The organism is Stenotrophomonas sp. CFBP 13718 (assembly GCF_014842145.1).
In the GTDB taxonomy this organism is placed as follows: domain Bacteria; phylum Pseudomonadota; class Gammaproteobacteria; order Xanthomonadales; family Xanthomonadaceae; genus Stenotrophomonas.
In genome coordinates, this window is record NZ_JACYVC010000012.1 from 48,904 (window position 1) to 74,886 (window position 25,983).

Consider the following 25,983-nt stretch of genomic DNA (forward strand, 5'->3'; position numbering starts at 1 on the left):
GCAGCATCACATCGTATCGCCCTTCCAGGCCGCGGCACCGAGTACACCCAGCTCGCCGTGCTCGACGCGCCATACCGGCACCTGCTGCAGGACGCTGCCCAGCACGCCCTTGTTGAGGAAGCGCGCCACGAACGGGCTGTCAGCGATGAACGGGGCGATATGCGCGGACACGCCGCCGGCCAGGTAAACCGAGCGCGCGCCGAAGGCAATCGCCAGGTCACCGACGAAGCTGCCCAGCCAGCCGCAGAACACCTGCACGGTCTCGCTCGCAAGCGGATCATCGCCGGCCTTCGCCGCCGCGAGCAGCGAGGCGGTGTCCCGCCAGCGCGGCGACACCGTGCGCAGCACGCACAGGCACTCATAGAGATTGATCATGCCGGTGCCCGACAGCACGCGCTCGTTGTCGACATGCGGCCAGCGCTGCAGCAGCAAGCGCAGTACGTCCAGCTCCAGCGGCGTACCGGCGGCCAGCGCCGAATGCCCGACCTCGCTGGCCAGCACCGGTCGCTCACCGTCGGCGAACCGCAGTGCCGCACCCAGTCCGGTGCCCGGGCCAAGGACCAGCGCAGGCCATGCAGATGCAGCGCCGTCACCGTCATGCAGCGGCACAAGCGCGTCGGCATGCACGTGCGGGATGGCCAGCGCCACCGCTTCGAAGTCGTTGATCAGCTGCAGGTGGTGCAACCCTGCGTCACGCCGCGTGGCCTCGCGCGCCACCGGCCACGGCAGGTTGGCGTTGACCAGGGTGTCGCCCTGCAGCAGACCGGCGATGGCGACCACCGCACGCAGGCCGGCAGGCGGCGCGCTTCCGGCAAACTCGGACAGGATCGCCGCCAGGCTGGGATGGTGCGCGCACTGGTAACGGCGGAACCCGTCTATGTGCGGCGCGGTGCCGTCATCGTTGGCCCACGCCAGGCGGGCATACGTACCGCCGACATCGGCCACGATCAGGGGCGCGGGTGATCCGGCAACGGGAGGCGTCACGGGGGATGGGCCCGACTGTGGGGCCCGGGGAGATGCCGCAACGTTCACTCGCACGCCTTTGCTGGTTCAACTCAATCCTGAGGATTCTCAGCCATTGCCCGCGCTTTGCATAGCGCGGGCAGCGACCGGGTTCAGGCGGTGCCGGCTGCGGCGTGCGGCGCCCCCATGCGCGTCGGGCGGCTGGGGAATGCGTGGCGCAGGATGCGCCACACCACCTGTCCGAACTGGCTTGGCAGTGACCCGGTGTTGTAGTGCTGGCCGTAGCGACGGCAGATGTCCTTCACTTCCACGGCGATGCGCGAATAGCGGTTCGCGGGCAGGTCCGGGTAGAAGTGGTGCTCGATCTGGTGGCTGAGGTTGCCCGACAGCACGTTGATCACCCACCCGCCTTTCAGGTTGGACGAACCACGCAGCTGACGCAGGTACCAGTGGCCACGGGATTCGTTGCGCAGGCAGTCCTTCGAGAACGTCTCCGCATCGGCGGTGAAGTGGCCGCAGAAGATGATCACGTAGGTCCAGATGTTGCGCATGCCGTTGGCGACCAGGTTGCCCAGCATCACCGGCAGGAAGAACGGGCCGGCCAGCAGCGGGAACAGGACGTAATCCTTGCCCAGCTGGCGCCCCATCTTCGCGGCGACCGGACGCGTCTCTTTCCACAGCTGGTGGGCGGTCATGCGGCCCTTCAGCCAGCGACCGATGCGCAGGTCCTGGATGGCCACGCCCCACTGGAACATCAGCGCGAAGATCGGCGCGATGATCGGCTGCAGGAGGTAGAACGGACGCCAGCGCTGCTCGGGGAAGATGCGCAGCAGGCCGTAGCCGATGTCATCGTCCATGCCGCGTACGTTGGTGTACGTGTGGTGCTTGAAATTATGCGTCTTGCGCCAGTTGTCACTGGTGGCGACGATGTCCCATTCGTAGCTGTTGCCATCCAGCTTCGGATCGCCGGTCCAGTCGTACTGGCCGTGCATCACGTTGTGCCCGAGCTCCATGTTTTCGAGGATCTTCGACAACGCCAGCAACAACGTGCCGGCAATGCAGGCCGGCCACAGCAGACCGGCCATGAACAGCGGCGAGAACGCGCCCACGAACAACAGGGCGCGGCCCAACAGGCCGGACCAGCGCACCGCCGCAGCAACGCGGCGGATGTAGCGGGTATCACGGGCACCCAGCTCGCCGATCACGCGGTCGCGGATCGCATCGAGTTCGGCACCGAAGGCATTCAGTTCGGCAGGGGTAAGGGCACGATCAGGGCGGCTCATTGCATGTGTTCCTCAGAGATCCAGGACCAGGTCGGTGGTCGGCGCGCTGACGCAGATACGCACCGGCATCGCCGGTTCGTCCTGTGCCTCGCCGGTGCGCAGGTGTCGCGTGGCGCCGCTCGCGCGGACGCAGGTGCAGCTGTTGCAGATGCCCATGCGGCAACCGTGCTTGGGCTTGAGGCCGTGCGCTTCCAGGCTGTCCAGCAACGCCTTGCCGCGCGGCACCGTCAGCGTGCGGCCACTGCGCGCCAGGGTCAGCTGCACCTCGCCTACCGCAGTGATATCGACCGCGGGCGGCGTGAACGCTTCGGACTGGAAGCCCGCAACGTGGTGCAGCAGCCGCGCGCGTGCCGCACTGACGAAACCGTCCGGGCCACACGCCAGCACCTGGCGCTGCGCCAGCGGCACATCACCCAGCGCATCGAACGCGATGGTGTCGATGCGTGCGGCGGGCGTGGTGCCCTCGCGGGTCGCCAGCAGGTGCACGTGCAACTGCGGATCTGCTGCGGCCAGCGCCTGCAGTTCTTCGCGGAAATTGATGGCGGCGTGGCTGCGCTCCCAGTAATACAGGTCCACCGGAGCGGCCAGCGGGCGCGCCGACAACCCGCGCAGCAGGCTGCGCATCGGCGTGATGCCACTGCCTGCGGCGAGAAGCAGCAGCGGGGCAGCGGTTGGCGCGACGAATTCGCCGAACGCGGTGCCGATCGGGAACACCGTGCCGGGCGTGGCCTGGTGCACCAGATACTGGCTCACCCGCCCGCCGTCGACGGCCTTCACGGTGATCGACAGCTCGCGTGGGCCCAGCCGGGTCGGGCTGTAGCTGCGCTGCAGCAGCCGACCGTCCATCTCCACGCTCAACGCGACGTGCTGGCCCGGCTGCATGCCGCGCCAGTGGCGGTTGGTCTGCAGCACCAGCGTGCACGCGCCCTCGCCCGCCGGCTCGCGCCGGACCAGGCGGGCCAGCGGTTGGCGCAGGGTCCACAAGGGATTGAGCTTGCCTGCCCAGAAATCGAACAAGGCAGGCGGCATCCAGCGTTGCGGGGACATCCGCGACGGGCGGGTAACCGGGACAGGACGGGCGGCAGCGTTCATGGAGTGAACTATACGTCCGCGCACACAGCTGTGTATACAGGTGTATACCGACCACATCAGGTATGATTCACGCTACGTCCACCCGGTTGCCCCATGCCCCCCATCGTCACGCCTCCGCCTGAAGACACCACGCCGGTCCGCCGTACGGTGACCCGCGAGGATCTGATCATCGCGGCGCTGGCGTTGATCGGGCCGCACCGCAGTCTGTCCACCCTCAGCCTGCGTGAGGTCGCGCGTGAGGCCGGCATCGCCCCGAACAGCTTCTACCGGCAGTTTCGCGACATGGACGAGTTGTCCATTGCGTTGATCGACCTGGCGGGCCGCTCGCTGCGCACCATCATCGGCCAGGCCCGCCGCCGCGCCACGACGTCGGCGAGCAGCGTGGTCGGGGTGTCGGTAGAAACCTTCATGGAGCAGCTCCGCGCGGACGACAAGCTGCTGCACGTGCTGTTGCGTGAAGGCGCGGTCGGCTCCGATGACTTCAAGCACGCCGTCGAACGCGAGCTGCAGTATTTCGAAGACGAACTGCAGGTCGATCTGGTCCGGCTGGCGGCCATGGACGGAGTGCGCCTGCACGCACCGCAGCTGGCGTCCAAGGCGATCACCCGGCTGGTATTCGCCATGGGCGCAAGCGCGATGGACATGCCGCCGGAGAAAGACGCCGAGCTGATCGAAGAGATCTCCACGATGGTCCGCATGATCATCGTCGGCGCACGCACACCGGCCGCCTTCCGCCGCAAGCGCTGAACCGCGGCCGTCACTGCCCGAGAAATCGGGCGATCGCCGCCTCGATCTGGACCGGGGTCTGGTAGCCCGCCAATCGCGCCACTTCGCCACCGTCACGGAAGCGCATCAGGGTGGGGGTCTGCCGCAGCGCCAGCGCCTTGAAGAAGGGCTCGCCCAGCACCTCCAGCTGTGCGCGCAGCAGCACCACCCCCTGCCCGGCGGCCGTGCCTGCCACCCGTTGCAGCGAAAGCGCCAACATGCGGCAACCGGGGCACTGGTCTTTATGGAAGTCCACCAGCAGCCGGGGGTGCGTGGCCACCACCTGATGGAAGTGGTCTGTCGTGCCGGCCTCAATGATCTGCATGGCGCGCGCTCCCCAGGCCGCCCAGGACGGTGTCCATCCACTGCGCCACCCGCGTGGCATCGTGCGTGCGCTGTGGCATCTGTTCCACGGTCAGCGCCGGGTGCGGGCTGTTGAAGTAATGGATGAGCCGATGGACCGCCCCGCAGTAATAGTCCACCCCCCACTGCGTCTCGCCGGTGCCGAACACAGCGACCTGGCGAGGTCGCTTTCCGCTCTCCACCATGCGCGCGATCCATGCCTTCATCTCGGCCGGCGTCCTGCCCGCGTTGTCCGTCCAGCAGCCCAGCACCAACAGATCCGCTTCGTCGACCTGCAGCGGCGGCGAGGCGCCCCCCTGCTCCGCCTCCTGCCAGTGCACCGCATGGCCTGCCTGCCGGCCGTGGCAGGCGATCATGCGGGCCAACTCGCGGGTGTTGCCGCTGAGCGAGGCGACCACCAGCAACAGCCGCAAGGGGCGCGTCTGCTCACAGGTCGTCGAATCCGTTGTCGAGGTTGGTCTTCTTGTAACTGGCATTGCGCATCTCGAAGAAGTCGGTCTTGGTCTCGGTAAAGTTGTCCGCATAGGCCTTGATCCACGGCATCACGTTGTCGCTGGCATCGCTGTACAAGCGCTCGATGCCGAGCATCCCGGCCATCTTGTTGGCGCGGTACTTCACGTAGCGCACCATCTCATCCACGTCGATGCCGTCGATGCCGTCCAGGACTTCGCCGCTCCACTGCGTTTCCAGCTCGATGGCGTGGGCGAAGGCGTCGTGTACGTAGGCGGTCAGCGCATCCCCCTGCAGACTCGGGTTCTCGCCGACGATCGCGCGGATCAGTTCGCTGATGAACTTGGTATGCGCCAGCTCATCGCGGTTGATGAAGCTGATGATCTTGCCAGTACCGTTCATGCGGTTCTGGCGGACCATGTTGTAGAAGAACGCGAACCCCGAATAGAAGTTGATGCCTTCCAGGATAGAGGACTGGATCAGCGCCTTCAGCAGCGTCTCTGCGGACTTCTCGCGCAGGAAGTCGTCATACGATTCCATGATGGGCGCGTTGCGCTTGATGATGGTGGGATGCGTACGCGCGATCTCGAACACCCGGTTCTGGTTGGACAGGTCGGTGATCGATGCCAGCACGTAGCTGTAGCTCTCGTTATGGATCACTTCCTGCTGGCCGATGATCGCGGCGTTGGCATGCGCGGCAGGATCGGTGATGTACTCGGCCACGTTGTAGATGAAGCGCGTCTGCGGTGAGTCCAGTGTGGCCAGCAGGCCGATGATGCTGTCATACGCATTCTTCTCGCGACCGGACAGCTCGGCGTACTGGCGCGCGTCCTGCTTCATGTCCACTTCGTCGGGAATCCAGAAGTTGGTCGAAAGCTCCTTGTAGGCCCGGTAGAACGAGGGATACGGGATATCGTTCCAGTTGAGGATGCCGCTGGTGCGGCCGTTGATGATGCCGGTGCTGCGGTTGGGGTGGCGCGGTTCGAGGATGCGGATGCGGTCCAGCGGGGTTGCCATGGGGATTCCTGTGGTTCCGGTAGCGCCGGGCCCTGCCCGGCGGCGGTTGATCGGTTGCATCGGCCGTTCGCTGGGCGGCCAGCGCCTGTCACGACGATCAGCTGGAACACCACTCACATTCGCTGATGTCGATGTCATTGGAGCGCACGTAGTACGTGGTCTTGAGACCCTGCCGCCACGCATCCAGGTGCAGCTCCAGCAACGTGCTGGCGCGGATGCTGCTGGGCACATACAGGTTGAAGCTGATGCCCTGGTCTACGTGGCGCTGGCGCCGCGCGTTCTGCCGCACGCTGGCGAACTGGTCCACCATGTAGGCGCCCTTTTCGTAGTAAGGCCAGGTGTCGAGGGACAGGCCGGGTGCCGCGACGGGTCGCCGGAAGTCCTTCTTTTCTTCGTAATAGAACGCGCTGTAGATCGGATCGATGGACGCGGTCGACCCGGCGATCTGAGCGGTGCTCATGTTCGGCGCCACCGCCAGCAACCAGCCGTTGCGCAGCCCCTGCCGGGACACGTCGGCGGCGAGCGTCTGCCATGCGTCACTGTCATAGCCGCGGTCACGGAAGTAGGCGCCGGTGTCCCAGTCGCTGCCACGGAACATCGGGTAGCTGCCCTTCTCCGCCGCCAGTTGCGTGCTGGCCTGGATGGTGAGGAAATTGATGCGTTCGTAGAGGGTGTCCGCCAACGTCTCGGCATCCGGGCTGTCCCATTGGATGGCCTGCTGGGCCAGCAGATGATGCCAACCGAACGTGCCCAGGCCGATCGCGCGATAGCGTCGGTTGGTGATGGTGGCCTGCGGCACCGGCAGCACGTTCAGATCGATCACGTTGTCCAGCATGCGGACCTGGATGGGGATCAGCCGCTCCAGCACGTCGCTTGCCAGCAGGTCGTCCGCCGCCCTGATGGCGCGGCCGAGGTTGATCGAGGAAAGATTGCAGACGACGAAGTCACCGGCACGCCGGGTGGTCACGATCTGGTCGCCGCTGACGATCTCCTGGATCATTCGCGTCGGACTCATGTTCTGCAGGATCTCGGTGCACAGGTTGCTGGAATACACCATGCCGCAGTGCTTGTTGGGGTTCCGCCGATTGACCTCGTCGCGGTAGAACAGGAACGGGTTGCCGGTTTCCAGCTGGCTGAGCATGATCCGCTTGAACAGATCGATCGCACGCACGGTGCGGCGACTGATGCGCTCATCGGCGACCAGTTCCGCGTAGCGGTCACGGAAACTGCCTTGCCCGCGCGTTTCGTCGAAGAAGTCCTGCAGGTACCAGCCTTTGGCCTGCTTTACTTCATGCGGATCGAACAGATACCAGTCTGCACGGCGCTCCACTGCCTCCATGAACAGGTCCGGGACGCACACCGCAGTGAACACATCGTGCGCGCGCAGGCGCTGGTCTCCGTTGTTCAGTCGCAGGTCGAGGAACGCCTCGATATCGCGGTGCCAGATATCCAGGTACACCGCCACGGCGCCCTTGCGTTGCCCCAGCTGATCGACCGACACCGCCGTGTTGTTGAGCTGCTTGATCCAGGGCACAACGCCACCGGAGGAGTTCGCCACCCCGCGGATCGGTGCGCCGCTGCTGCGCACATAGCCCATGTAAGCGCCTACGCCGCCGCCATGCTTGGAGACGCGCGCGATGTCGGTGTTGGAGTCATAGATGCCCTGCAGGCTGTCGTCGACGGTATCGATGAAGCAGCTCGAGAGCTGGCCACCGGTCTTGCCGGCGTTGGCCAATGTAGGCGTGGCGACGGTCATGTACAGATGGGACAGGGCCCAGTACGCCTCGCCCACCAGCTGCATGCGGCGGCTGCGTCCGCCCTGCCCCGTTCCGCCCTCGTTCTGCATCAGGTACAGCGCGATGGTCAGCCAGCGCTCCTGCGGCAGCTCATACACCTCGCGCGAGGTGTCGGTGGCGAGGTAGCGCGTCGCCAGCAGGTACAGCCCGTTGTAGGCGAACAAGGCGTCGCGCTGCGGGTCGATCATCGCGCCCGCCTGCTGCAGCTCCTCCTTCGAGTAGCAGCGCAGGATATCGTTGCTGTACACCCCGCGATCGGCCAGGCTTTCCTGCAACCCGACGTACGAGCCGTACTTGAGGCCGGCATCGTAGAAGCGGTTGCGTGCGGCGCGTTTGTACAAGCGCGCCAGATAGAGCCGCGCGGCGAACTGCTCCCACTCAGGGGCCACCACGTCGACCCGCGATTCCGCTTCCCGGATCATCAGGTCGACCAGGTCATCCGCACTGATGCGGGGCTTGCGCTCGACGATGGAATGCACGCTGCGGCGGAAACCGGCAACGTCCAGCATCGGCAGATCATGCTGGATCCGGTCGATGCTGCAGTCCAGGCGCAGCGGATCGAAGGGCAGCTGGCGATTTCCTGCTTCCTTGGTGATCCACGTGGTGATGGACTCGCCAGTGGCGTGCACGGCCTCGCTGGCGCTGGCCGGGGCGGCCGCGCGGTAGGGGGTGTCTGTCATGGTCCAGCTCTCCTGGCACACCGCGGGACCCGGGTGTGGCCATGGAACCCCGCACGCGATACCGGCGCACGAGGAGGTCGGGTGTGATGCCATCGCGCGGGAACGGAGATCGTCGGCTGTTGCCTGCGCCTGCGGCCGGTATCCGGGCCGTGGGGGCGACCTGCGTCCGCATGGTGGCGGCCGCGTCGACACGGAAAGCTTCAGGGGAGGCTGGCCGCGGGACGTAGAGGTTGCGTCCGGCGGCGGCGGCTGACCGGGAGTGACAGCCACAACATAGTGGGCTTGGTCGATGCCGTCAACACAAGATAAGCGATTATCCGGCCTTGCGACGATAGGTCGCAGCCTGCGTTGACCTGCTGTTGCAGGGACGGGTGGCACGCTGTCCCTCTGTTTCTACGTACCAAGGATTCACCATGCGCGCTGCCCTCCACGCCAGTTTCGGCGACCCGACATCCGTCCTGTCCGCCGCCGATCATGACCTGCCCGAGCCCGGCCCGGGCGAAGTCCGCATCCGCACCGTGCTCGCGCCCATCCACAACCACGATCTGTGGACGGTCCGCGGCAAGTACGGCTACAAGCCCACCCTGCCGGCCATTGGCGGCAGCGAGGGCTTGGGCACGATCGATGCGCTGGGCCAGGGCGTCGAAGGCTTGAAGATCGGCCAGCGCGTCGCCGCTGCATCAGTGCACGGCACCTGGGCCGAGGCGTTCATCGCGCCCGAACGGATGGTCATCCCGATGCCGGACAGCATCAGCGACGAAATCGCCGCACAGCTGATCGCGATGCCGCTGAGCGCGCTGATGCTGCTGGAGTTCCTCAAGGTGGAGCGCGGCCAGTGGATCGTGCAGAACACCGCCAACGGTGCGGTGGGCAAGAGCCTGGCCATGCTGGCCAAGGCGCGCGGCGTGAACGTCGTCAACCTGGTCCGCCGCGACGACGGCGTAGCGGAGCTGGAGGCCATGGGCATCCCGCATGTCGTGTCCACCGCGTCGGACGGTTGGCAGGACGCAGTGCGTGACCTGCTCGGCGAGGCATTGGCCGCGGCGGCCGTGGATTCGATTGGTGGCACGGCCAGCGGCGAGCTGCTGGGCCTGCTCGGCGAGGGCGGCACGTTGGTGTCGTTTGGTTCGATGACCGGCGAACCGATGCAGATCCCGTCGGGGGATGTGATCTTCAAGCAGGCCACCGTCAAAGGCTTCTGGGGCAGCAAGGTCAGCCAGGCGATGGCCGTGGACGACAAGAAGCGGCTGGTGGGCGAACTGCTGAAGCGCGCGGCGGCGGGCGAGCTGCAGTTGCCGGTGCAGGCGGTGTTCTCGTTGGATGACATTGGCGACGCGGCGGCGGCCAGCCTCGCATCCGGGCGCACCGGCAAGGTGCTGCTGCGCCCGTAATCACGTCTGTCTCGCCGAACATAACGCGGCGCTACCGTCTCCGGGAGCTGTGGTAGCGCCGAACCATGCTCGGCGAGCGCATCGCGCGGCGCTTCCCGCGCTACGCCCGCTGGCCGTCAGCCCGGAACCCTCATGCCGGTTCGGCGACTACACGCCTGGGCACGTTCGCCGTGCCAGCGGTACCGCGCAGGCGGAAGATCGCCACCGCCTGTTGCAGTTCGTGCGACTGCTCTTCCAGTGAACGCGCGGCCGCGTTCGCCTCTTCCACCAAGGCCGCATTCTGCTGGGTAGCTTCGTCCATCTGCACCACGGTCTGGCTGACCTGTTCGATGCCCGCGCTCTGTTCCTGCGACGCGGCGGAGATCTCGGCCATGATGTCGGTCACCCGGTGCACCGAGCTGACGATTTCCTGCATCGTGCTGCCCGCCTGCCGTACCAGCGTGGCGCCCTGCTCCACCTGCTCCACGGAATCATCGATCAGGCCCTTGATCTCGCGCGCGGCCGTGGCCGAACGCTGCGCCAACGCACGCACCTCGGTTGCGACAACGGCAAATCCACGCCCCTGCTCGCCCGCCCGTGCCGCTTCCACGGCCGCGTTGAGCGCCAGGATGTTGGTCTGGAAGGCGATGCCATCGATCACCGAAATGATCTCGGCGATGCGCCGCGACGACACTTCGATGCCGCTCATCGTCTGCACCACCTGCGCCACCACCTCGCCGCCCTGTGACGCTACCCCGGCCGTGCCCTGCACCAGCTGGTTGGCCTGGCGCGCATGGTCGGCGTTCTGGCGCACGGTGGAGGTCAGTTCTTCCATCGACGCCGCCGTTTCTTCCAGGCTGGCGGCTTGCTGTTCGGTGCGCTGCGACAGGTCATCGTTGCCCGCCGCGATCTCGCCGGCCGCCGTGTTGATCATCGCGCTGGCCTGCTGGATGCCGCCGACGATGCGCGTCAGCTGTTCGACCGTGGTATCTGCATCACGCCGCATCTGTGCGAAGACGCCGTGGAAATCACCCTCCATCCGCGCCGTCAGGTCACCGCGGGCGATCGCCTGCAGCAGCCGCGAGAGCTCCGCCAGGTTGGCGTCAGTGGTCTGCATGAGGGTATTGAGCCCCTCCACCATGCCGCGGAAGTCATGCGAGAAGCGCGACGCATCGCCACGCTGGGTGAAGTCACCCGCTGCCGCGGCATGCGCCAGCTGCAGGATCTGTGTGTTGATGGCCTGCAGGTTGGCCTTGGTATCACGCATGGCAGCGCTGATCAGTGCTTTCTCGCCCGGCAGGTCCTCCATGTCCGCACTCATGTCGCCCACTGCGTAGCAGGCCATCACCTGCACCAGGCGCTGCTGCACCGCCACGTGGCCGGCCACCAACGCGTTGGTGCCGGCGATCATGCGACCGTACTCACCGGGGAATGCGGCCGCGTCCAGCCGGTAGCTGATCTGTCCCTCATCGTGCCGCTCGGCCAGTTCCGACTGGGCAGTGATGACGGCGCGCAGCTGGTCCTGCATGCTGCCCATCGCGCCCAGCAGGCGCCCCACTTCATCATCGCGCACCACGCTGATGCGGCTGTCCAACTTGCCTTCGGCAACGGCTGCCGAGACATGCTCCGCCTCCGCCAGCGGCTTCAGGACCAGCCGCTGCAGCAGCAGGTACAGCGCGGCGCTCAGCAGCAACGCCGACAACAGGCCCACGGCCACGATCACCCACAGCAGTTCCCGGGCCTGCGCCATCACGTGCGAGGCAGGCACCGAAATACCCAGCGCGAAGACCTGCGGCGCAGAGCCCACGCGCAGCGGCACGAACACCTGCAGCTCTTTTTCGCCATTGAAGTCGACCTCACCGCTCACCGTTTCCCCCTTGGCCACGGCGGCCAGCATCGCGCGGGTGGCGGCATCGTCGCGGACCTTGCCGACATCCGCTGGGTTGCGGCTGGCCATCACCGAACCGGCCGGCGACAGCAGCGTGGCATGCCCCACGTCCATCGGGCGCATCGCAGCGATGCGCGCCTGCAGCGCGGCCAGGGTGAAGTCCACGGTCACCACGCCCAGGTAGCGGTCGCCCTCCAGGATCGGCGTCGCCACCGTGGTCATCAGCGTGTCCTTGCCGGCCACGGGGTAGTAATACGGCTCCACCACGGCCTGCGCGCGGGTCTCCCGCGGCTTGAGGTTCCAGTCGCCGTCACCGGGCTTCTCGTAGTCCCTCAACGGTTCGCGCACCAGGGTGCCGCTCTGCCAGGCCCACCACGTCATGAAGCGACCGCTGTCATCGTGGCCCTCGCTGCCGACGAACTCCGCATCCTTGCCATCGAACGCATCCGGTTCCCACAGCGTGCCCATGCCGAGCCATTGCGGATGCGCCTCGAGCTGGGCCCGGATCACCGCGTCGGCGGCCGTCCGGTCCAGGCTGCCCAAGGTGCGCTGCACGCGGAAGCTGTTGGCCAGTGACGTGCCGGTGTCGGCAGCCACCGCGATCTCGGCGGCGATGCGCTGCGCTTCCTGGCCGGACAGGTCCTTCAACCGGGCCTGGGCGCTTTCCAGCAGCGCATCACTGCTGCGCCAGTAGCTGATGACGGCGGTGAAGCCGAAGCAGGCCAAGGCCAGCAGGCCGGTGCCCAGCATCAGGCGGCGGGCCACGCTGGGTCGGCGGGGGGAGCGGGGTGAGGGGGAGACGGCGCGCATCGTGAGGCTCGGAAGGGGGGCGGACAGCCTCTCTATCGACCTGCGTGACACTTTCTTGACCATCTTCGGCGCTGCCAGCATCCCGCCGAGCATGGCTCGGCGCTACAACGGCATCCCGCTTCGGCGCTGCCGGCATCCCGCCGAGCATGCCTCGGCGCTACAACGGCATCCCGCAGAATCGAGGGGCGGCCAGCGCGCCGGGGACGGTAGCGCCGAGCCATGCTCGGCGAGCGCACCGCGCGGCGCTCCCGGCGACACGCTGCCCTGCCCTGCCCGCATCCCGCGGGGCGTCAGCGGCTCAGGTGCAGGAACTGCACGTGCCGCTCGTACTGGCTGATGATGTCGTTGATGATCTGCTCGCGACTGTAGTCCACCAGATCGTAGTCCTGGCTGCCTTCGTACAGGTGCACCTCGGCGCGGTAGTAGCGACTGTTGCGTGCCTGGTGCGAGGCGAAGGACGGTACCCGGTAGCCGGTCAGGATGACCCGGTACTGGAAATCCTGCTGCTCACCATGGTCCACCGCCAGCTCCATGTCACCCGAGTCGAAGCGGGTCGAGACGTCCCAGCCCTGCCCGCGCAGCTGCTCGGCTACATCCTCCATCGCCGGCTTCACATCGTCATCCATGAAGCGGTAGACCTGGTCGCGCACCGGGAAGTTGACCGCCTGACCCAGCCGCTGGCGCCAGCCCTGATGGTGCCTGCTGGCCCCGACCAGCGGCGAGGCACGGTACTGCAGCGCCCGCTTGCGATGGCCCTCATCGGCGAATGACCGCATCAGCCCCCACATCATCAGCAGCAGCACGGCGGAGAACGGCAGCGAAGCCAGCACCACCGCCGACTTCAGGGCGTCCATGTTGCCGGCCAGCAGCAGGCCCGCGGTGACCACGGCGGTCACTGCGCCCCAGAACACGCGCAGCCAGCGTGGGCCATCGTCTTCCGGCGCCCCCCCGTGCGAGGACAGGGTCGACAGCACCACCGCACCGGAGTCGGCCGAGGTGACGAAGAAGATGAAGCTCACGAACACCGTCACCGCGATCACCACCCGGCTCCACGGATACGTGTCCAGGAGGGCGTACAGCACGGTCGGCGGGTCATCGATGGCCAGCTGCGCCAACTGCGATTGTCCGTGATGCAGGACCTGGTCCAGTGCGCTGTTGCCGAAGATGGACAGCCACGCCAGCGTGAAGCCCAGCGGGATCAGCAGCACCCCGAACACGAACTGGCGGATGGTGCGGCCACGCGAGATACGCGCGATGAACAGGCCCACGAACGGCGACCAGCCGATCCACCACGCCCAGTAGAACACCGTCCAGTTGCCCATCCAGCCGGGTCGTCCGCCGTAGGCATAGACATCGAAACTCTTGCCGACCACGCTGCCCAGATAGTCACCGACGTTCTGCATCAGCGTGCCAAGCAGGTACTGGGTCGGCCCGGCAAACAGCATGAACAGCACCAGCGCGATGGCCAGCAGCATGTTGACGTTGGACATCAGGCGGACGCCCTTCTCCACGCCGGTCACGGCCACCGCGACCGCGGCACCCATCATCACCACGACCAGGGTGATCTGCACCCAGTGCGCATGCGGGACATCGAACAGGTGCGACAGGCCGGCATTGAGGTGCAGCACGCCGAACCCCATGTCCGCGCCCAGGCCGAACACCGTGGCCACGATCCCCAGGGCATCCACGGTATAGCCGATCGGTCCGTTGATGCGGTTGCCGATCAGCGGATACAGCGCCGAGCGCAGGGCCAGCGGAAGGTTGTGCCGGTAAGCGAAGTAGGCCATCGCCATCGCCGCCAGGGCGAACACGCCCCAGCCGTGCAGGCCCCAGTGCAGGAACAGCACCGACATGGCCTGGCGTGCACCGGCCTCTCCGGCCGGCCCGCCGCCCTGCGGTGGCTGCATGAAGTGGGTCAGCGGCTCGGACACGCAGAAGAAGAACAGGGTGATGCTGATGCCGGCGGCGAACAGCATGCCGGCCCACGACAGATAGCTGAACTCCGGCTCGTCATGGTCAGCGCCCAGCTTGATGTTGCCGTACGGCGACAGCGCAGCGACGACGACGAACACCAGGTACAGCGTCATCGCCAGCAGGTAGTACCAGCCTACGTTCGACGAGGCCCAGTCCTGCGCCTGCAGCAGCATGCGCCCCGCGCCCAGCGGGTACACGCTGACGAAGACGGCGAACGCCACGACGATGATCGACGCGATGGCGAAGACGGGCCGCAGGGTCCGCACCGGGGTATGTTGTGGCTCCAGTGCTTCCATGAAAGCGACCTGCTCCGAATCAGTGGGATATCCGTACCATGATGGCGGAGCTGCCATGGATTCTGCATGAAGAATGGCAAAAACCGCGCTTTAGGCGCGGTTTCGGCTGTTTACGTTAGTCAATTGCGTCATATTGCCGTACGTCACCCACCGGCGACCCGGCCGAGGGCGTGGTCCAATGCCGCCGTGACCGCGGCCACCTGGGCGTCATTGCACTGTTGTGGGGTCGCCCGCGGACTGTCCGGATACACCTCGGTGGTGGTGGTGAAACGCGCCCCGGTGATGCCCGCGCAAAGGCCCAGCGCCACCAGCGGGTACTCGATCACCCCGTGCGACACCACGGTTGAGCCGATGATCTCGCCCTGGGTGTCGGCCGGCGCGATGTGGGTGACCTGCTCCACCGCGCGGATCACCGCCTGCTGGAACGCCGGCTGCGGGTTTTCGGTGTCATCCACCAGATAGAAGCCATCGGGGATCAGGCCCGGCTCGAAGGGCTTGCCATCGCGTGCAGCGACCGCGGGGCGGAACTCGCTCTCGTCGCTGTCCGTGGTCTCATGCAGGTCGATGTGCAGCACGAACTGTGACTTCAGCGGTGCCACCAGCTCGACCACGGCCGTGGATTCGCGTGCAGGGCCATTCGCGCGGAAATTGCGGTTCGGGTCGATCGCATCGAAGTTCCACCGGTTGATGCGCTCATAGCCCCACGGGTTGACGCAGGGAATCACCAGCAGATTGATGCGGCCGGCGTAGTCGGCGGCGCGCTGCTCAAGGAACTCAAGCGCCCCCATCACGCCACTGGTTTCATAGCCGTGCACGCCACCGGTCACCAGCGCCGCGGGCAGGGCCGGATCCCACGGCTGGCTGCGCAGCGCGAGCAACGGGTAGCGATCCCCGGCGTAGTCCAACGCACCGTACTGCACGCGTTCGAAGCGCGACGACAGGGCATCGATGCGCGGCAGCACGTCTTCGTCGAATCGCCGCAGCCGCTGCTGGCGTGCACGCCACTGCGCACGTTCGGCTTCGCCCCAGGGCTGACCCGGTGTACCCACGGGATAGAACGCTTCAGGCGACATGATGGTCTCGCGGCAGCAGGAATCAGGCGTGATTTTAACACCGCACGCTGTGCCCCTGTCGGCCACCGTGCTGGGCCCGTGTGTCGCCCGCCCTACCCCATGGCCTCGCCGGCGTCGGCCAAGCGGCCTTCAATCTGCGCATACCAGTCCTGCAATACCTCGATCAGCAGGGCCATCTCGGCCTCGGCCCGCTGGGTGCGTCCGCTGCGCAGTGATACCTGTGCCTCCTGCAACTGCGCGATGAACCCCGCCACGGTATCGGACTGCACGATCAACCCCGGGTGGCGGCGACCGGGCAGGCGCACGACCGCATGATTGCCGAGCTGCCCGTACAGGCTGATCGTGGTCTGGGTCTTCATGGCCAGTTGTGCGTTCATGGATTTCCTGCTGCAAGAAAGAACTGGTTCACCGGCACGCGCGGGCTGGACGGGGGAGACGCTGCCGCGCGTGCCGGAGAACCAGGGGGACACGGGAGGTGAGCGTGCCGACAGGCACGTCACGCAAAGAGATCGGTCAGTCCATCCGTGCACGGCCGGATATCTGTACCCGGCGGTTGGGCGCCAGGCACGCGATCAGCTGCGCGTGGCTTCGCTGCGCGCACTGGACCAGGGGCTCGGCATCGCCGCGCCCGTCGGCCCGGATGGCCGTGGGGTCCACACCGCCTTCCACCAAGGCACTGCGCACTGCATCGGCGCGGCGCCGCGACAGGTCCAGGTTGTAGGCAGGCGTTCCGATGCGATCGGAATAGCCCACCACGTCGACGTGCTGGACCTGGCTGGCGCGTTGCACTTGGCCCACCACCCCGTCTACCGCCTGCCGACCTGTCGCGCTGAGCGCTGCGCTGTCGAACGCGAACAGCGCATCGGCCGAAAGGCGCAGGGGTTCACGCGGCAACGCGGCGGGCTGGGCTGCTGCAGCCGGCACCGTTGGCGGCTCGACCAGCGCCGCGCACGACTGTGGCTTCCAGTGGCCGCCCTGGGCGACGCCCTTGTCATCGAAGCGCACCTGGAACTGGCACGTGAAGTACTCGCCACCCTGTGGCATGCGGAAATTGAACAGGTAGTTCCACTCGCGTACGCCCCACATGCCTTCGTTGAAATGCGGCGTGCCCAGAAGGGCGTAGAGCTGCCGCTTGCTCATGCCGGGCGAGAAGCGCCGCAGGTCCGCCGGATCGGCGAAGACGCCCTCTTTCAACGACGCCTTGGCGGGCGGCGGAAACGCCATGCTGTCGGCACCCGCCGTCGCATGGCTGCGGCAGCCGGTGAGGGCAGCAAGGCCCAGGGCCACTGCCGCGAGCATGCAGCGCACGGCGTGGGCGTGATGGCGTGATCTGTTCATCTGTTTCCCCCTGTATGAAGCGATACCGGTGCCGGCCGACGCAGGGCCGGCCGCCCCGGTGCAGTTACCACTGGATGCCGGCACCCATGGCGACACCGCCGTCGCCGCGGGTGTTGGTCGACCCGCTGAACTTGTAGATCCAGCGCCCGCCATCGGAGACGCCGGAAATGCCCAGTGCCATGCCCGACTCGCCGTTGAAGCTGCCCGCCGCGAAGGAGGCCATGCTGCGGCCGGCTTCGCTGGGCTGCGGCAATGCAGCCACCGCCATGGCCGATGCGATGCCGGCCGACGCACGGTCGTCGGTGCGCTTCAGGTTGCGGTCGAAGCTGTCGATGCGTTCGTCTGTGTAAGCCTTCGACCAGTCCAACGTCTGCGACATGCCGCTGCGGAGCTGATCCACGTTGACCGCATCCGTGCCCGATGAGCCGGCCGCCACGTTGCGGACCTGGGTCGGGCCACTGCCCGCCTGGCCCAGGGTGACGCTGCTGAAATCGGTGGCGCCGCTGGTGGTGCTGTCGTAGCGGATCGTGCCCTGTTGCGAGGCCTGCAGTTGGCGGACGTTAACCGCATCGGTGGCCTGGCTGCCGTCGGCCACGTTGGCGATCTGCCGCTCTGCCCCCGCGCTGCCCACCGACACCGTGTTGGCGCGATTGGCGACCGACCCCGCACCCAGCGCAACCGTGTTGTCGGCCTGCGCCTGCGCGCCGTTACCCAATGCCGTGGCATTCGCCCCGGCGGCGCTGGCGCCTGCGCCACCGGCGGCAGCGTTGCTGCCGCTCGCCGACGGATTGGCCAGCGCCTGCGAGTTGTTCACCTGGAACATCCCGGCGCTGCCGTTGTTGATGTTGGTGATCTGCTGGTCGGTGTAGCTCCTGGACTCGTCGATGGCGTACTGCACACCGTTCTGCAGCTGGCCGACGTTCACCGCGTCGTAGCGCGCCGATCCATCGGCCACATGGGTGAGCTGCCGCTCGCTGCCGGTGCTGCCGAGCGACACTTCACCCGCCGAGCTGCTGCTGCCTGCGGCACCGAACGCCCCGGTGTAGCCGGCTTGCGCTCCCGTCGCGGCCACCGATCCTGCACCGAGGGCCACGCTGTTGTCGGCCGCCGCGCTGGCGCCATCGCCGATCGCCACGCTGGCCGTCCCGGCCGCACTGGCCTGCGGCCCTACGGCTACCGCGTCGGTGCCTGCGGCCGTGGCGCCGGACTTGCTCGAGTTGACCGCGAGGAACGCGCTTCCGCCGCCGCCGATGTTGTCGATGCGCTGGTTGATGTTCTGCAGCGACGAGTCCACGGCAGAGAACGCGACGGTGACATTGCCGTAGTCACTGCCAACCACCGACCCGTCGGTAGCGATGGACGAGATGCGGAACGTCGGTGCGGTCCAGGTATTGGTTGCGCCGTCATACACGGTCGTACCTCCGAAGTAGTTGGCGACGGTCTGGTGGGTGGCGAACAACTGGTTGCCGGTCACCGCCTGCCGGCTGCCCGCGCCGATGCTGCCGTCGGCCAGGTTGCCCAGCTGCACCGCGCCACCGCTGCCGTCACCGGCCAGGGTGATGGCGTTGCTCGCGTTGCCGGAGGCATCGGCGTCGTACTTCACGGCCAGCCGGTCAACGGTGTCGGTCTTGTCGGCGACATTGGCGAGTGAGGTACTCACCGCATCGAAGGCGCTGCCCACATCGTTGTAGTCGCCGCTGCTAACGGCACCGTCAACCGCCACGCTGTTGAGCGTATAGGTCGGCGCCGTGATGCCACCCGTGGCATCCACGCCGGCGCCCCCGCCCAGATGCGTTGCGACGGACTGGCTGGCCGCGAACAACTGGGCCCCGTTGATCGCCTCGCTGCTGGTGGCCGCCACCTCGCCCGCCGCCAGGTTGCTCAGCGTGGTCGCGGTACCGTTGCCCAAGGTGGCCGTGCGGTAGTCGATGCTGCCATCGGCCGCGACGTCGTAGCGCAGCGCGCCCTGTTCGGAGGCCTGCAGCTGCCCCAGGTTGACCGCATCGTTGCGTTCGGTGGCATCGGCCACGTTGGTCAGCTGGCGCGCGGCACCCAGCGCGCCGATGGACACGCTGTCGGCGCGATCCGCCACGCTGCCCGCACCGAGGGCCACGGCATTGCCCGCCATTGCGCTGGCGCCGCCCCCGATGGCGACCGACTCCGTGCCCGGCGCCGCCGCATCCACGCCGATCGAATTGACTTTGAAGAAGCGCGACGCCTCCCCATTGCGGATGTCGCTGATCTGCGTATTGAGGTTGACCAGCGAGCCGCCAACCGCGTCGAACGCGTCGTTGGCATTGTCGTACACGCCTGCTGCCTGCCCGCCGTCCGCTGCCACCGAGGTGATGGCGAACTGCGGCGCAGTGAACAGCGCGGTAGCGGGGTCATAGGACGTGGTGCCGCCGAAGAAAGCCGACAGCGCATCATTGGTAGTGGAGAGCTGCGCGCCGGTGACCGCTTCGGTGCTGGCCGCGGCAACCATGCCGTTGGCCAGGTTGCTCAGCCGGGTCGTGCCGCTGCCGTTGCCCAGCGTGGCACTGCGGTAGTCCACGCTGCCATCGGCGGCTACGTCATAGCGCACCGCGCCCTGCTCCATGGCCTCCAGCTGGCTGACATTCACCGCATCGTTGGCGTCCACGCCGTCGGCGATGTTGGCCAAGGTGGTCGTGCCCGTCCCCCCGCCCAGCGTGGCACGGCGGAAGTTGGGCAGGCCGGTGCCATCGTCGTCGTACGTGACGGCCATGACGCCTGCTGCGTTGATCAGTTCGACCGCGCCCTGCAGCTGTGCCACGTTGACCGCATCGCTGGCGAGGCTGCCCGCCGCGACGTGGGTGATCTGCCGCTCGCCGCCGGCGAAACCGACCGACACTTCGCCACTGGACACCTGTGCGGTATCCAGCCCATAGGCGTTGTAGCTGGCCTGCGCACCGCGCAACGCACTGGAGCGGTAACCCAGCGCGACACTGTTGGCTTCGCTGGACGTCGCCTCCGCGCCCAGCAACACCTGGCCGTTGGCGGTGCCGCTGGCGCTGTCACCGACGATCACCGAGTGGCCCATGCGTGCGGCGTAATCCGCCGTCGGCACGCCGGTGGGATTGCTTGGATCGTTGACGCCGGCGCCGGGGAAAGCGACGTTGGCATCCTGCTGCGGCAGTCGGTGGCTGGCATTGGCGCCGATCACCACTTCGCGCGACCCGTTGGCATAGGCGCCATCGCCCATCAGCACCTGGAAGTCCTGCGCCGGATTGACCGCCCAGCAGTCCACCGAGACGACGCCCAGCACGTTCAGGCACGATGCCGCCCACTCCGGCGCCTGGCCCGGAAGCAGCAGGCCCAGCAGCCCGTTCGGGTCGCCGTTGTTGATGTTGTAGATATAGCTGTCCGAGGTGACGCCGCCGATCAGCGTCAGGTGCGAGCTGCCACCGGTGGTGGCGCCACCCAGTCCGTCAAGCAACGTGCCGACCGGGGTCAGGTTGACCACCGGCAGGCCCAGCACATTGGTGACCGAGTAGGTCTGCTGCACGTTGGCGCTGCTGACCGACAACCCGCCATTACGGACGAAGCCATCGCCGCCCAGCACACTCTGCAAGGTCGGCCCGACCAGCGTGGACAGCGTACCGACCACGCCACCGCTGCCGATGACCAGGCCCGCGTTGGGCGCGGCCGGTCGCGGTGCCTTCGGGCTTCCCGGCGGAATGGCCGAAGGTGCGCTCAGGCCAAGCCCGTCAGTGACCCCGCCGACCAGTCCGCCCACGCCGGCGCCGATGCCGCCCACCACCGTGCCGAGGTCACCCTGCACCAGCCCGCCCACTGCGCTGCCGACGCCGCCCAGCAGCGAGCCGACACCGCCCACCACGCTGCCCAGGTTCAGGCCACTGGCCTGCGCGCTGGCAGATGCCTGGAGGACCCGCTTCGGGTTGCGATCGGCGGCACCGAGCACATGGGCGTCGGCGGCAACCGATACACCGCCGGCAGGACCCGCATCCAGCGCGGCGTTGACCACCACGTCGGTCGCAATCGGATCTTCTTCCTTCGCGGCGAGGCGCACGGCCGCTTCTGCCGCGACGTGGGCGTTGCTGCTACCGGTAGCGGTCCTGCCATCCGACAGCGCAGCAGCGACGACGGCCTGCACGCCACTCGCTGGCTGATCGGCTGCACCACCGGCCTGCACGGCTGCGTTCACTGCCATCGCAGGTACGGCGCGGCGCGGGTCGGTGACGGAAGCGACGGCACCCGCCGCGATGACCGGCTTCGCCGCCGATGCCTCTGCCCGCACCGCCGCTGCGACCTGCACCTTCGCTGGCAGCACGTGGCGGACAATCGGCAGGTCGGCCGCGAGTCGCAGGTTGACACTCGCATCGACGTCGACAAGCGGTCGTGCGGCCTGTTGGCCGGCGAGGACGGCCAAGGCGGCATCGGCATCGATCTTCACCGGTGCCTGCTGCGTGTACTTAGCGGCCAGGGCATGCAGATCACGCATCGTCTGGTTGTTCTCCGCAGCGGCAGCCGAGCCGGCGCACAGCGCAAATGCCATGGCAATGGCGAGCGCGGCCGGGGCGGGCAGCCCAGGGCGCTGATCGATGAGTGAAGAGGCGCCGTGGGCGCCGGTGGCCAGTTCAGAGGCCACGACCATGGCGCGCAGCTGCTTGCTCCACACCAGTCGGAAAATGCGATTCATGAGTTCAGTCCCCCGTGGACGACGCGTCGTGAGTCATTCGGTCTGCCTGTTGGCAGGTGACTGCTATTTCAGCGCGTGCACGTCATGCGGGGCACTTCATTCCGGCAGGCAAACGACGCATTCCGGCAAGGTGTCGAAGAGATTCGGCAGCGCGATGCACGATTCCGGCAATCGCGTCTGCTGCCTCAGTTGGACTGGCCCGTCGCGCCCGGCGCACGCATCAAGGTATCGCGTGGCAGCTCACCGAACACCTTGCGGTAGTTGTCGGCAAACCGGGACAGATCCCACAGGCCGCAACTCAATGCGATGGCCTTCACCGAGCGACGTCCGCCGTCCGCCATCGACAGCCCGCGGCAGGCAGCAGACAGGCGCAGCATCGACAGGTAGCGGTTCGGCGAGAGGCCGAACAGATCTTCGAACGCGTAACGCAGGCCGCGCTCGCTCACGCCCGCCGCATCGCAGATCTCGTTCATGTAGATGTTGTGGCGCAGGTTCAAGCGCATGAAGTTCTCGGCGCGCTGCACGATGAGGTAGTGCGTCCGTCGCGCCCGCGTGTTCATCACCTGCTCGCCCGGTCCCGCGGCAAGCAGTGCCTGCACATGTTCGTGCAACAGGCCGTCGCTTGCCTGCGCAGCCAGGCCCGCACTGTTGCCCGCGGTCAACACTGCCTGCAGTTCCCGGTAGTGATCCGCTAGGCCGGCATCGTCGGCGATGCCGAACAGATTCAGCGCCTGGCCTGACGGCGGCGTGGATCGCAGGCTGAGCTCGGTCAATTTGCGCTGCAACCGCGCGGCAGCGACAAGCACCAGCGTGATGCGTGTTCCGGCGCCCAATGCGAATTCACTGATGCCCTCGGGCAGCACGGTCAGCACCGTGCCGGCCGCCAGCGGTACACCGTGGCACCAGCTGCGATCGGGATCAGCGGCATGGACATACCCCACCATCGCCCAGTCGGGCGGCAGCATGAAGCGACCACGCACCTGGAACCCAGTCGCCACATGGCAGAACAGCGCCTCGTCGTGCACGCGTGCGTCGATGGACGCGCGCGGACCGTTGCCATCAAGCAGCACCAGCTCCACATCGCACACGCGCAGCACATTGCCAAGCGTCGCCAGGTCCATCGGCCGCAATCCGTTTTCGCCAACGCTTCCAACACCATCTGCCATGACAGTGACATCCCCCTTCGGCACCACACTTCGACTTTCACCAACCATCCGGCGTGCGCACGCGCACCCTGGTTCGTTCGTGTTGATGAACGGAGTATGCCTGATTATCTGCGCGCGTAAACTTGAAATCCTGGACGCGCCGTGGACACACCGATTATTAAGTGAACGCGTCAATTTCCCGACGCACCCGCGGAGGACCTCTGCTTTAATTCGATCCAAATGTGATGTAGTCCGCACTCCGCCACGCCTCAATCGCATTCATCACGTTTGTGCCGAATTTGCATAGCGATTGATGTTGTCATCAGGTGAAATTGAGGCACAGTAAGCACGCGGTGGCAGTTCGGGGAACCGTTGACTGGCGAAATACGAGCCAGCACACGGCCTTTGCAAGGCGGGGTCGGCGTTGGACGTCGTGCCGGCCGCCTATTAAGTCCGTGCCCTGTGCCGGTCGCCACAATATGCAGGTTCCCTCGCGGGAACCGCTGCCTGCACAGGGAATCGTGCGGGAAACTAAATGGTCGTGGCGGAGCCGCATCGACCATCCGGGCAATATCCTTGGAATAACTGACAGGTAAAGGGAGTCAACCGTCATGAATGCATCCATCCGCAAGTTCCTGAAAGAAGAAGACGGCGTTACCGCGCTGGAATACGGCCTGCTGGCGGCGGTCATCGCCGGAGTGTTGGTGGTCGTGGGCCGTGACCAGTTCACTGGCTTCTTCACTGCACTGTTTACCCGCCTCAACGTGCTAGTCACTCAGGGCAGCGCAACAACCTGACGCGGCGCCTCTTTCCCCGATCCCGCGCGTCGTATAGGAGGCGGGGTTTAACCGCTGACGTGCGCTCACCGGAGGAGCCCAACGATGACCGCCTTGAGCTTGTTGGCCATGGTGCTGTGCCTGCGGATCGTGATCAGCGATCTCTACGCACGTCGTGTTCCCAATCTCTGGCTGCTGGCGGCGGCGGGCGCCGGGGTCGTGGCCATCACGACCTCGGCGCTGACATCGTCCGACCGCGATCCGATGCCCCACGTCCTCGGTCTGTTGATCGGCTTTGCCGCCTTGATTCCGTTTTACGCCATCCGCTGGATGGGCGCGGGCGACGTCAAGTTCTTCGCGGTGGTGGGGCTGCTGCTCGGCTGGCAGGCGCTGCTGCCCGTCTGGATCGCAGCCAGCCTGCTGGCGGGCGTGCATGCCGTCGCCGTGTACGCCTGGCGTGCGCTGCAGGGCCTGCTGCCTGTCCGGATGGTGCTCGCGCGACAGCAGTGGGAAAGCCAGCTGCACGAACGTCCGGCGATACAGCGCATGCACAGTGCCCGGCAAGGGCGTGCCGGGATTCCGTATGCCGCCTACCTGGGTGCGGCTGCCATGGCCTGGGTGCTCTGGACCGTTGCCGGGAGCGCCCGATGAACATCCGCTTCCCTGCCCGCTCTGCCCGCTCTGCCCGCCCTTCCCGCCAGCGCGGCGTGGTCACCCTCGAATTCGCCTTCATGCTGATGCTCGGCGTGTTGCCGTTGCTGTTCCTGACCTACACCGGCGTGATGATGATGGCCGTGCAGCAGACCTTGGCCACGGCCTCGGCAGAAGGGGCGCGCGCATCGCTTCGTTTCGGCACCGCACAGCAGCGACGCGTCGGCGCCTGCCAGGCCGCACAGCGTTCCATGCAGTGGCTGCTCGCCTACGCCGGACAGACCCCGGACTGCAGCAACGGCGGCAGCGCCCCCATCCTCGTTTCCCAGCCCACGCCCTGCGTCGGCATGGCTGACGCCCAATGCATCCAGGTGTCGGTGAGCTACGACTACGGTGCGCACCCTTTCCTCCCTGGAACCGGGCGCCTGTACGGCTGGGCCATGGACCGTCCGATCCGCAGCATCGCCGTCGCCCAACTCGACCTGGGCAGTAACTGAAAGGTGTCAGGAGACGCTCCATGCTCAAGTTCACCCGCATCGCCGCCATTGTCCTGCTCGCCCTTGCGGTGCTGCTCGCGCTCATCGCGCTCGTTGTCGGCCGCCGCGCTGCGGAGGCCCGCGCGCCGGCCAGTCCGCCGACCCACAGCACCGCCGATGTTCCGCAGGAGCGGGTTGTCGAGGCCAGTGGGCGGCTGATCGCTGGCAGCCCCATCGAGCTGTCGCAGGTCCGCATCAGCGTGCGTCCGCACTCCCCTGCCGGCGCGTACCGCGACACGGCGAACGTGGTCGGCCTGGTGCCTACCCAGGACATCGCCGAAGGCACCGTGCTGCAACAGGAATTCCTCGCGCAGGGGTTCTCCCTCCAGGTCCGCCCAGGTGAGCGCGCGCTTGCCGTGCCGGTCGATGAGCTGGCGGCTGCGGGCAACCGGATCCTGCCGGGCGATTTCGTCGACGTGTTCCTCAACCTCAAAGGCAGCCAGGCCTACGGCGAGCCGGAGCAGGCGCAGACCCGCCTGCTGCTGTCCCGGCTGCGCGTGCTGAGTTACGGCGCACACGATCTGCACGTGCCACGGACGCAACCAGCGGGCACGGACGAGCCGCTGCAGGAGGCTGACAGCGACCCGCGCGCTGCGGACATCCGCGGGTCCGCCAGCGCGGACAGTGGCAGCGGTCCACCTGAGCAACCGGCGCGCAGTGCGGTGCTGGCGGTGCCGGTGGCCGAAGCCAATCGCCTGCTGCTCGGCGCACAGCAGGGCAAGTTGTTCCTTGCCCTGCGCAATCCCGCCGACACGGCCGTCGCCGACCCCAGCCTGTTCCCGGTGCCCCGGACGGTGCTGGCCGCTGCGCGCGGACTGCAGGACGAACGCGCTGCCGCGGTCTCGAATCCGGAGAACGACGCGTTCGCCGGTCTTGATTTCGACGCGCTGGCAGGGCGCAGCGGGCCGCGTCCCGCCGCAGCGGCCACCGCCAGCGCGGTCGCCACAACCCGGCGTCCAGTGCCACGACAGGCACCGCCCGGTATCGAAATCATCCGTGGCAGCAGCACCCCTTGAACTCGACGAGACCCTCCATGATT

At 67.0% G+C, this 25,983-nt stretch carries 20 protein-coding genes; 6 read left to right on the plus strand and 14 right to left on the minus strand.

All coding sequences use genetic code 11. From position 1 onward, the window contains the following. Nucleotides 1-6 precede the first annotated feature (6 nt). The 3 genes from IFT58_RS16235 to IFT58_RS16245 all read right to left on the minus strand — a co-directional run bounded on the left by IFT58_RS16235 (nt 7) and on the right by IFT58_RS16245 (nt 3,338). Nucleotides 7-984, minus strand: a complete 978-nt coding sequence (locus IFT58_RS16235; RefSeq protein ID WP_192079686.1) for a glucokinase — start codon at nt 982-984, stop codon at nt 7-9. A 131-nt stretch (nt 985-1,115) separates the two neighbouring features. Continuing rightward, on the minus strand, nt 1,116-2,246 hold the full coding sequence (locus tag IFT58_RS16240; RefSeq protein WP_192079688.1) for an acyl-CoA desaturase: 1,131 nt from the start codon (nt 2,244-2,246) through the stop codon (nt 1,116-1,118). Between the two features lie 12 nt (nt 2,247-2,258). Beyond that, nucleotides 2,259-3,338 (minus strand): ferredoxin reductase, encoded by a 1,080-nt coding sequence (locus IFT58_RS16245; RefSeq protein WP_192079690.1) that lies wholly within the window; start codon nt 3,336-3,338, stop codon nt 2,259-2,261. 93 nt (nt 3,339-3,431) lie between these two features. Here IFT58_RS16245 and fabR point away from each other — a divergent pair, with 93 nt between their 5' ends. Continuing rightward, a complete protein-coding gene (gene fabR, locus IFT58_RS16250) occupies nt 3,432-4,085 on the plus strand; it encodes an HTH-type transcriptional repressor FabR (RefSeq protein ID WP_188327094.1) in 654 nt (217 codons plus the stop codon). A 10-nt stretch (nt 4,086-4,095) separates the two neighbouring features. Here fabR and IFT58_RS16255 read toward each other — a convergent pair whose 3' ends face one another. The 4 genes from IFT58_RS16255 to IFT58_RS16270 all read right to left on the minus strand — a co-directional run bounded on the left by IFT58_RS16255 (nt 4,096) and on the right by IFT58_RS16270 (nt 8,409). Further along, on the minus strand, nt 4,096-4,428 hold the full coding sequence (locus IFT58_RS16255) for a thioredoxin family protein (RefSeq protein WP_192096135.1): 333 nt from the start codon (nt 4,426-4,428) through the stop codon (nt 4,096-4,098). Continuing rightward, the gene (locus IFT58_RS16260) at nt 4,415-4,879 is read right to left on the minus strand and encodes a flavodoxin (RefSeq protein WP_274603074.1); all 465 of its coding nucleotides are present in this window, start codon (nt 4,877-4,879) and stop codon (nt 4,415-4,417) included. The genes IFT58_RS16255 and IFT58_RS16260 overlap by 14 nt, the downstream gene beginning before the upstream one ends. Before the next feature lie 13 nt (nt 4,880-4,892). Beyond that, nucleotides 4,893-5,933, minus strand: coding sequence for a ribonucleotide-diphosphate reductase subunit beta (locus IFT58_RS16265; RefSeq protein WP_188327092.1), 1,041 nt, complete (start codon nt 5,931-5,933; stop codon nt 4,893-4,895). Nucleotides 5,934-6,030: 97 nt separating this feature from the next. After that, on the minus strand, nt 6,031-8,409 hold the full coding sequence (locus IFT58_RS16270; RefSeq protein WP_192096139.1) for a ribonucleoside-diphosphate reductase subunit alpha: 2,379 nt from the start codon (nt 8,407-8,409) through the stop codon (nt 6,031-6,033). A gap of 413 nt (nt 8,410-8,822) precedes the next feature. Here IFT58_RS16270 and IFT58_RS16275 point away from each other — a divergent pair, with 413 nt between their 5' ends. Then, nucleotides 8,823-9,800: a zinc-binding dehydrogenase gene (locus IFT58_RS16275; RefSeq protein ID WP_192096141.1), complete on the plus strand. Its 978-nt coding sequence runs from the start codon at nt 8,823-8,825 to the stop codon at nt 9,798-9,800. 130 nt (nt 9,801-9,930) lie between these two features. Here the strand turns inward: IFT58_RS16275 and IFT58_RS18955 are convergent, their stop codons facing one another. From IFT58_RS18955 to IFT58_RS16310, 7 genes are all read right to left on the minus strand, one after another. Then, on the minus strand, nt 9,931-12,477 hold the full coding sequence (locus IFT58_RS18955; RefSeq protein ID WP_274603075.1) for a methyl-accepting chemotaxis protein: 2,547 nt from the start codon (nt 12,475-12,477) through the stop codon (nt 9,931-9,933). Between the two features lie 290 nt (nt 12,478-12,767). Then, a complete protein-coding gene (gene betT, locus IFT58_RS16285) occupies nt 12,768-14,747 on the minus strand; it encodes a choline BCCT transporter BetT (RefSeq protein ID WP_188327089.1) in 1,980 nt (659 codons plus the stop codon). Between the two features lie 143 nt (nt 14,748-14,890). Then, on the minus strand, nt 14,891-15,820 hold the full coding sequence (locus tag IFT58_RS16290; RefSeq protein ID WP_192096143.1) for a M14 family metallocarboxypeptidase: 930 nt from the start codon (nt 15,818-15,820) through the stop codon (nt 14,891-14,893). 92 nt (nt 15,821-15,912) lie between these two features. Continuing rightward, nucleotides 15,913-16,197 (minus strand): hypothetical protein, encoded by a 285-nt coding sequence (locus tag IFT58_RS16295; RefSeq protein ID WP_188327087.1) that lies wholly within the window; start codon nt 16,195-16,197, stop codon nt 15,913-15,915. Nucleotides 16,198-16,333: 136 nt separating this feature from the next. Beyond that, nucleotides 16,334-17,158, minus strand: a complete 825-nt coding sequence (locus IFT58_RS16300) for an OmpA family protein (protein WP_192096145.1) — start codon at nt 17,156-17,158, stop codon at nt 16,334-16,336. Between the two features lie 64 nt (nt 17,159-17,222). Continuing rightward, complete coding sequence (locus tag IFT58_RS16305; protein WP_192096146.1) at nt 17,223-21,836, minus strand: YadA-like family protein; 4,614 nt, start codon at nt 21,834-21,836, stop codon at nt 17,223-17,225. A gap of 185 nt (nt 21,837-22,021) precedes the next feature. After that, a complete protein-coding gene (locus tag IFT58_RS16310; protein ID WP_192079709.1) occupies nt 22,022-23,002 on the minus strand; it encodes a helix-turn-helix domain-containing protein in 981 nt (326 codons plus the stop codon). A gap of 590 nt (nt 23,003-23,592) precedes the next feature. Between IFT58_RS16310 and IFT58_RS16315 the strand changes: the two genes are divergently transcribed. The 4 genes from IFT58_RS16315 to cpaB all read left to right on the plus strand — a co-directional run bounded on the left by IFT58_RS16315 (nt 23,593) and on the right by cpaB (nt 25,960). Continuing rightward, nucleotides 23,593-23,778 carry a Flp family type IVb pilin gene (locus tag IFT58_RS16315; RefSeq protein WP_192079711.1) on the plus strand — a complete coding sequence of 62 codons (186 nt, stop codon included), beginning with the start codon at nt 23,593-23,595 and terminating at the stop codon, nt 23,776-23,778. Nucleotides 23,779-23,886: 108 nt separating this feature from the next. Further along, nucleotides 23,887-24,408, plus strand: coding sequence for an A24 family peptidase (locus IFT58_RS16320; protein WP_342029575.1), 522 nt, complete (start codon nt 23,887-23,889; stop codon nt 24,406-24,408). Continuing rightward, nucleotides 24,405-24,905, plus strand: a complete 501-nt coding sequence (locus IFT58_RS16325) for a TadE family protein (protein WP_192096150.1) — start codon at nt 24,405-24,407, stop codon at nt 24,903-24,905. The genes IFT58_RS16320 and IFT58_RS16325 overlap by 4 nt, the downstream gene beginning before the upstream one ends. A 20-nt stretch (nt 24,906-24,925) precedes the next feature. Next, nucleotides 24,926-25,960, plus strand: a complete 1,035-nt coding sequence (cpaB, locus tag IFT58_RS16330) for a Flp pilus assembly protein CpaB (RefSeq protein WP_192096152.1) — start codon at nt 24,926-24,928, stop codon at nt 25,958-25,960. Nucleotides 25,961-25,983 lie beyond the last annotated feature (23 nt).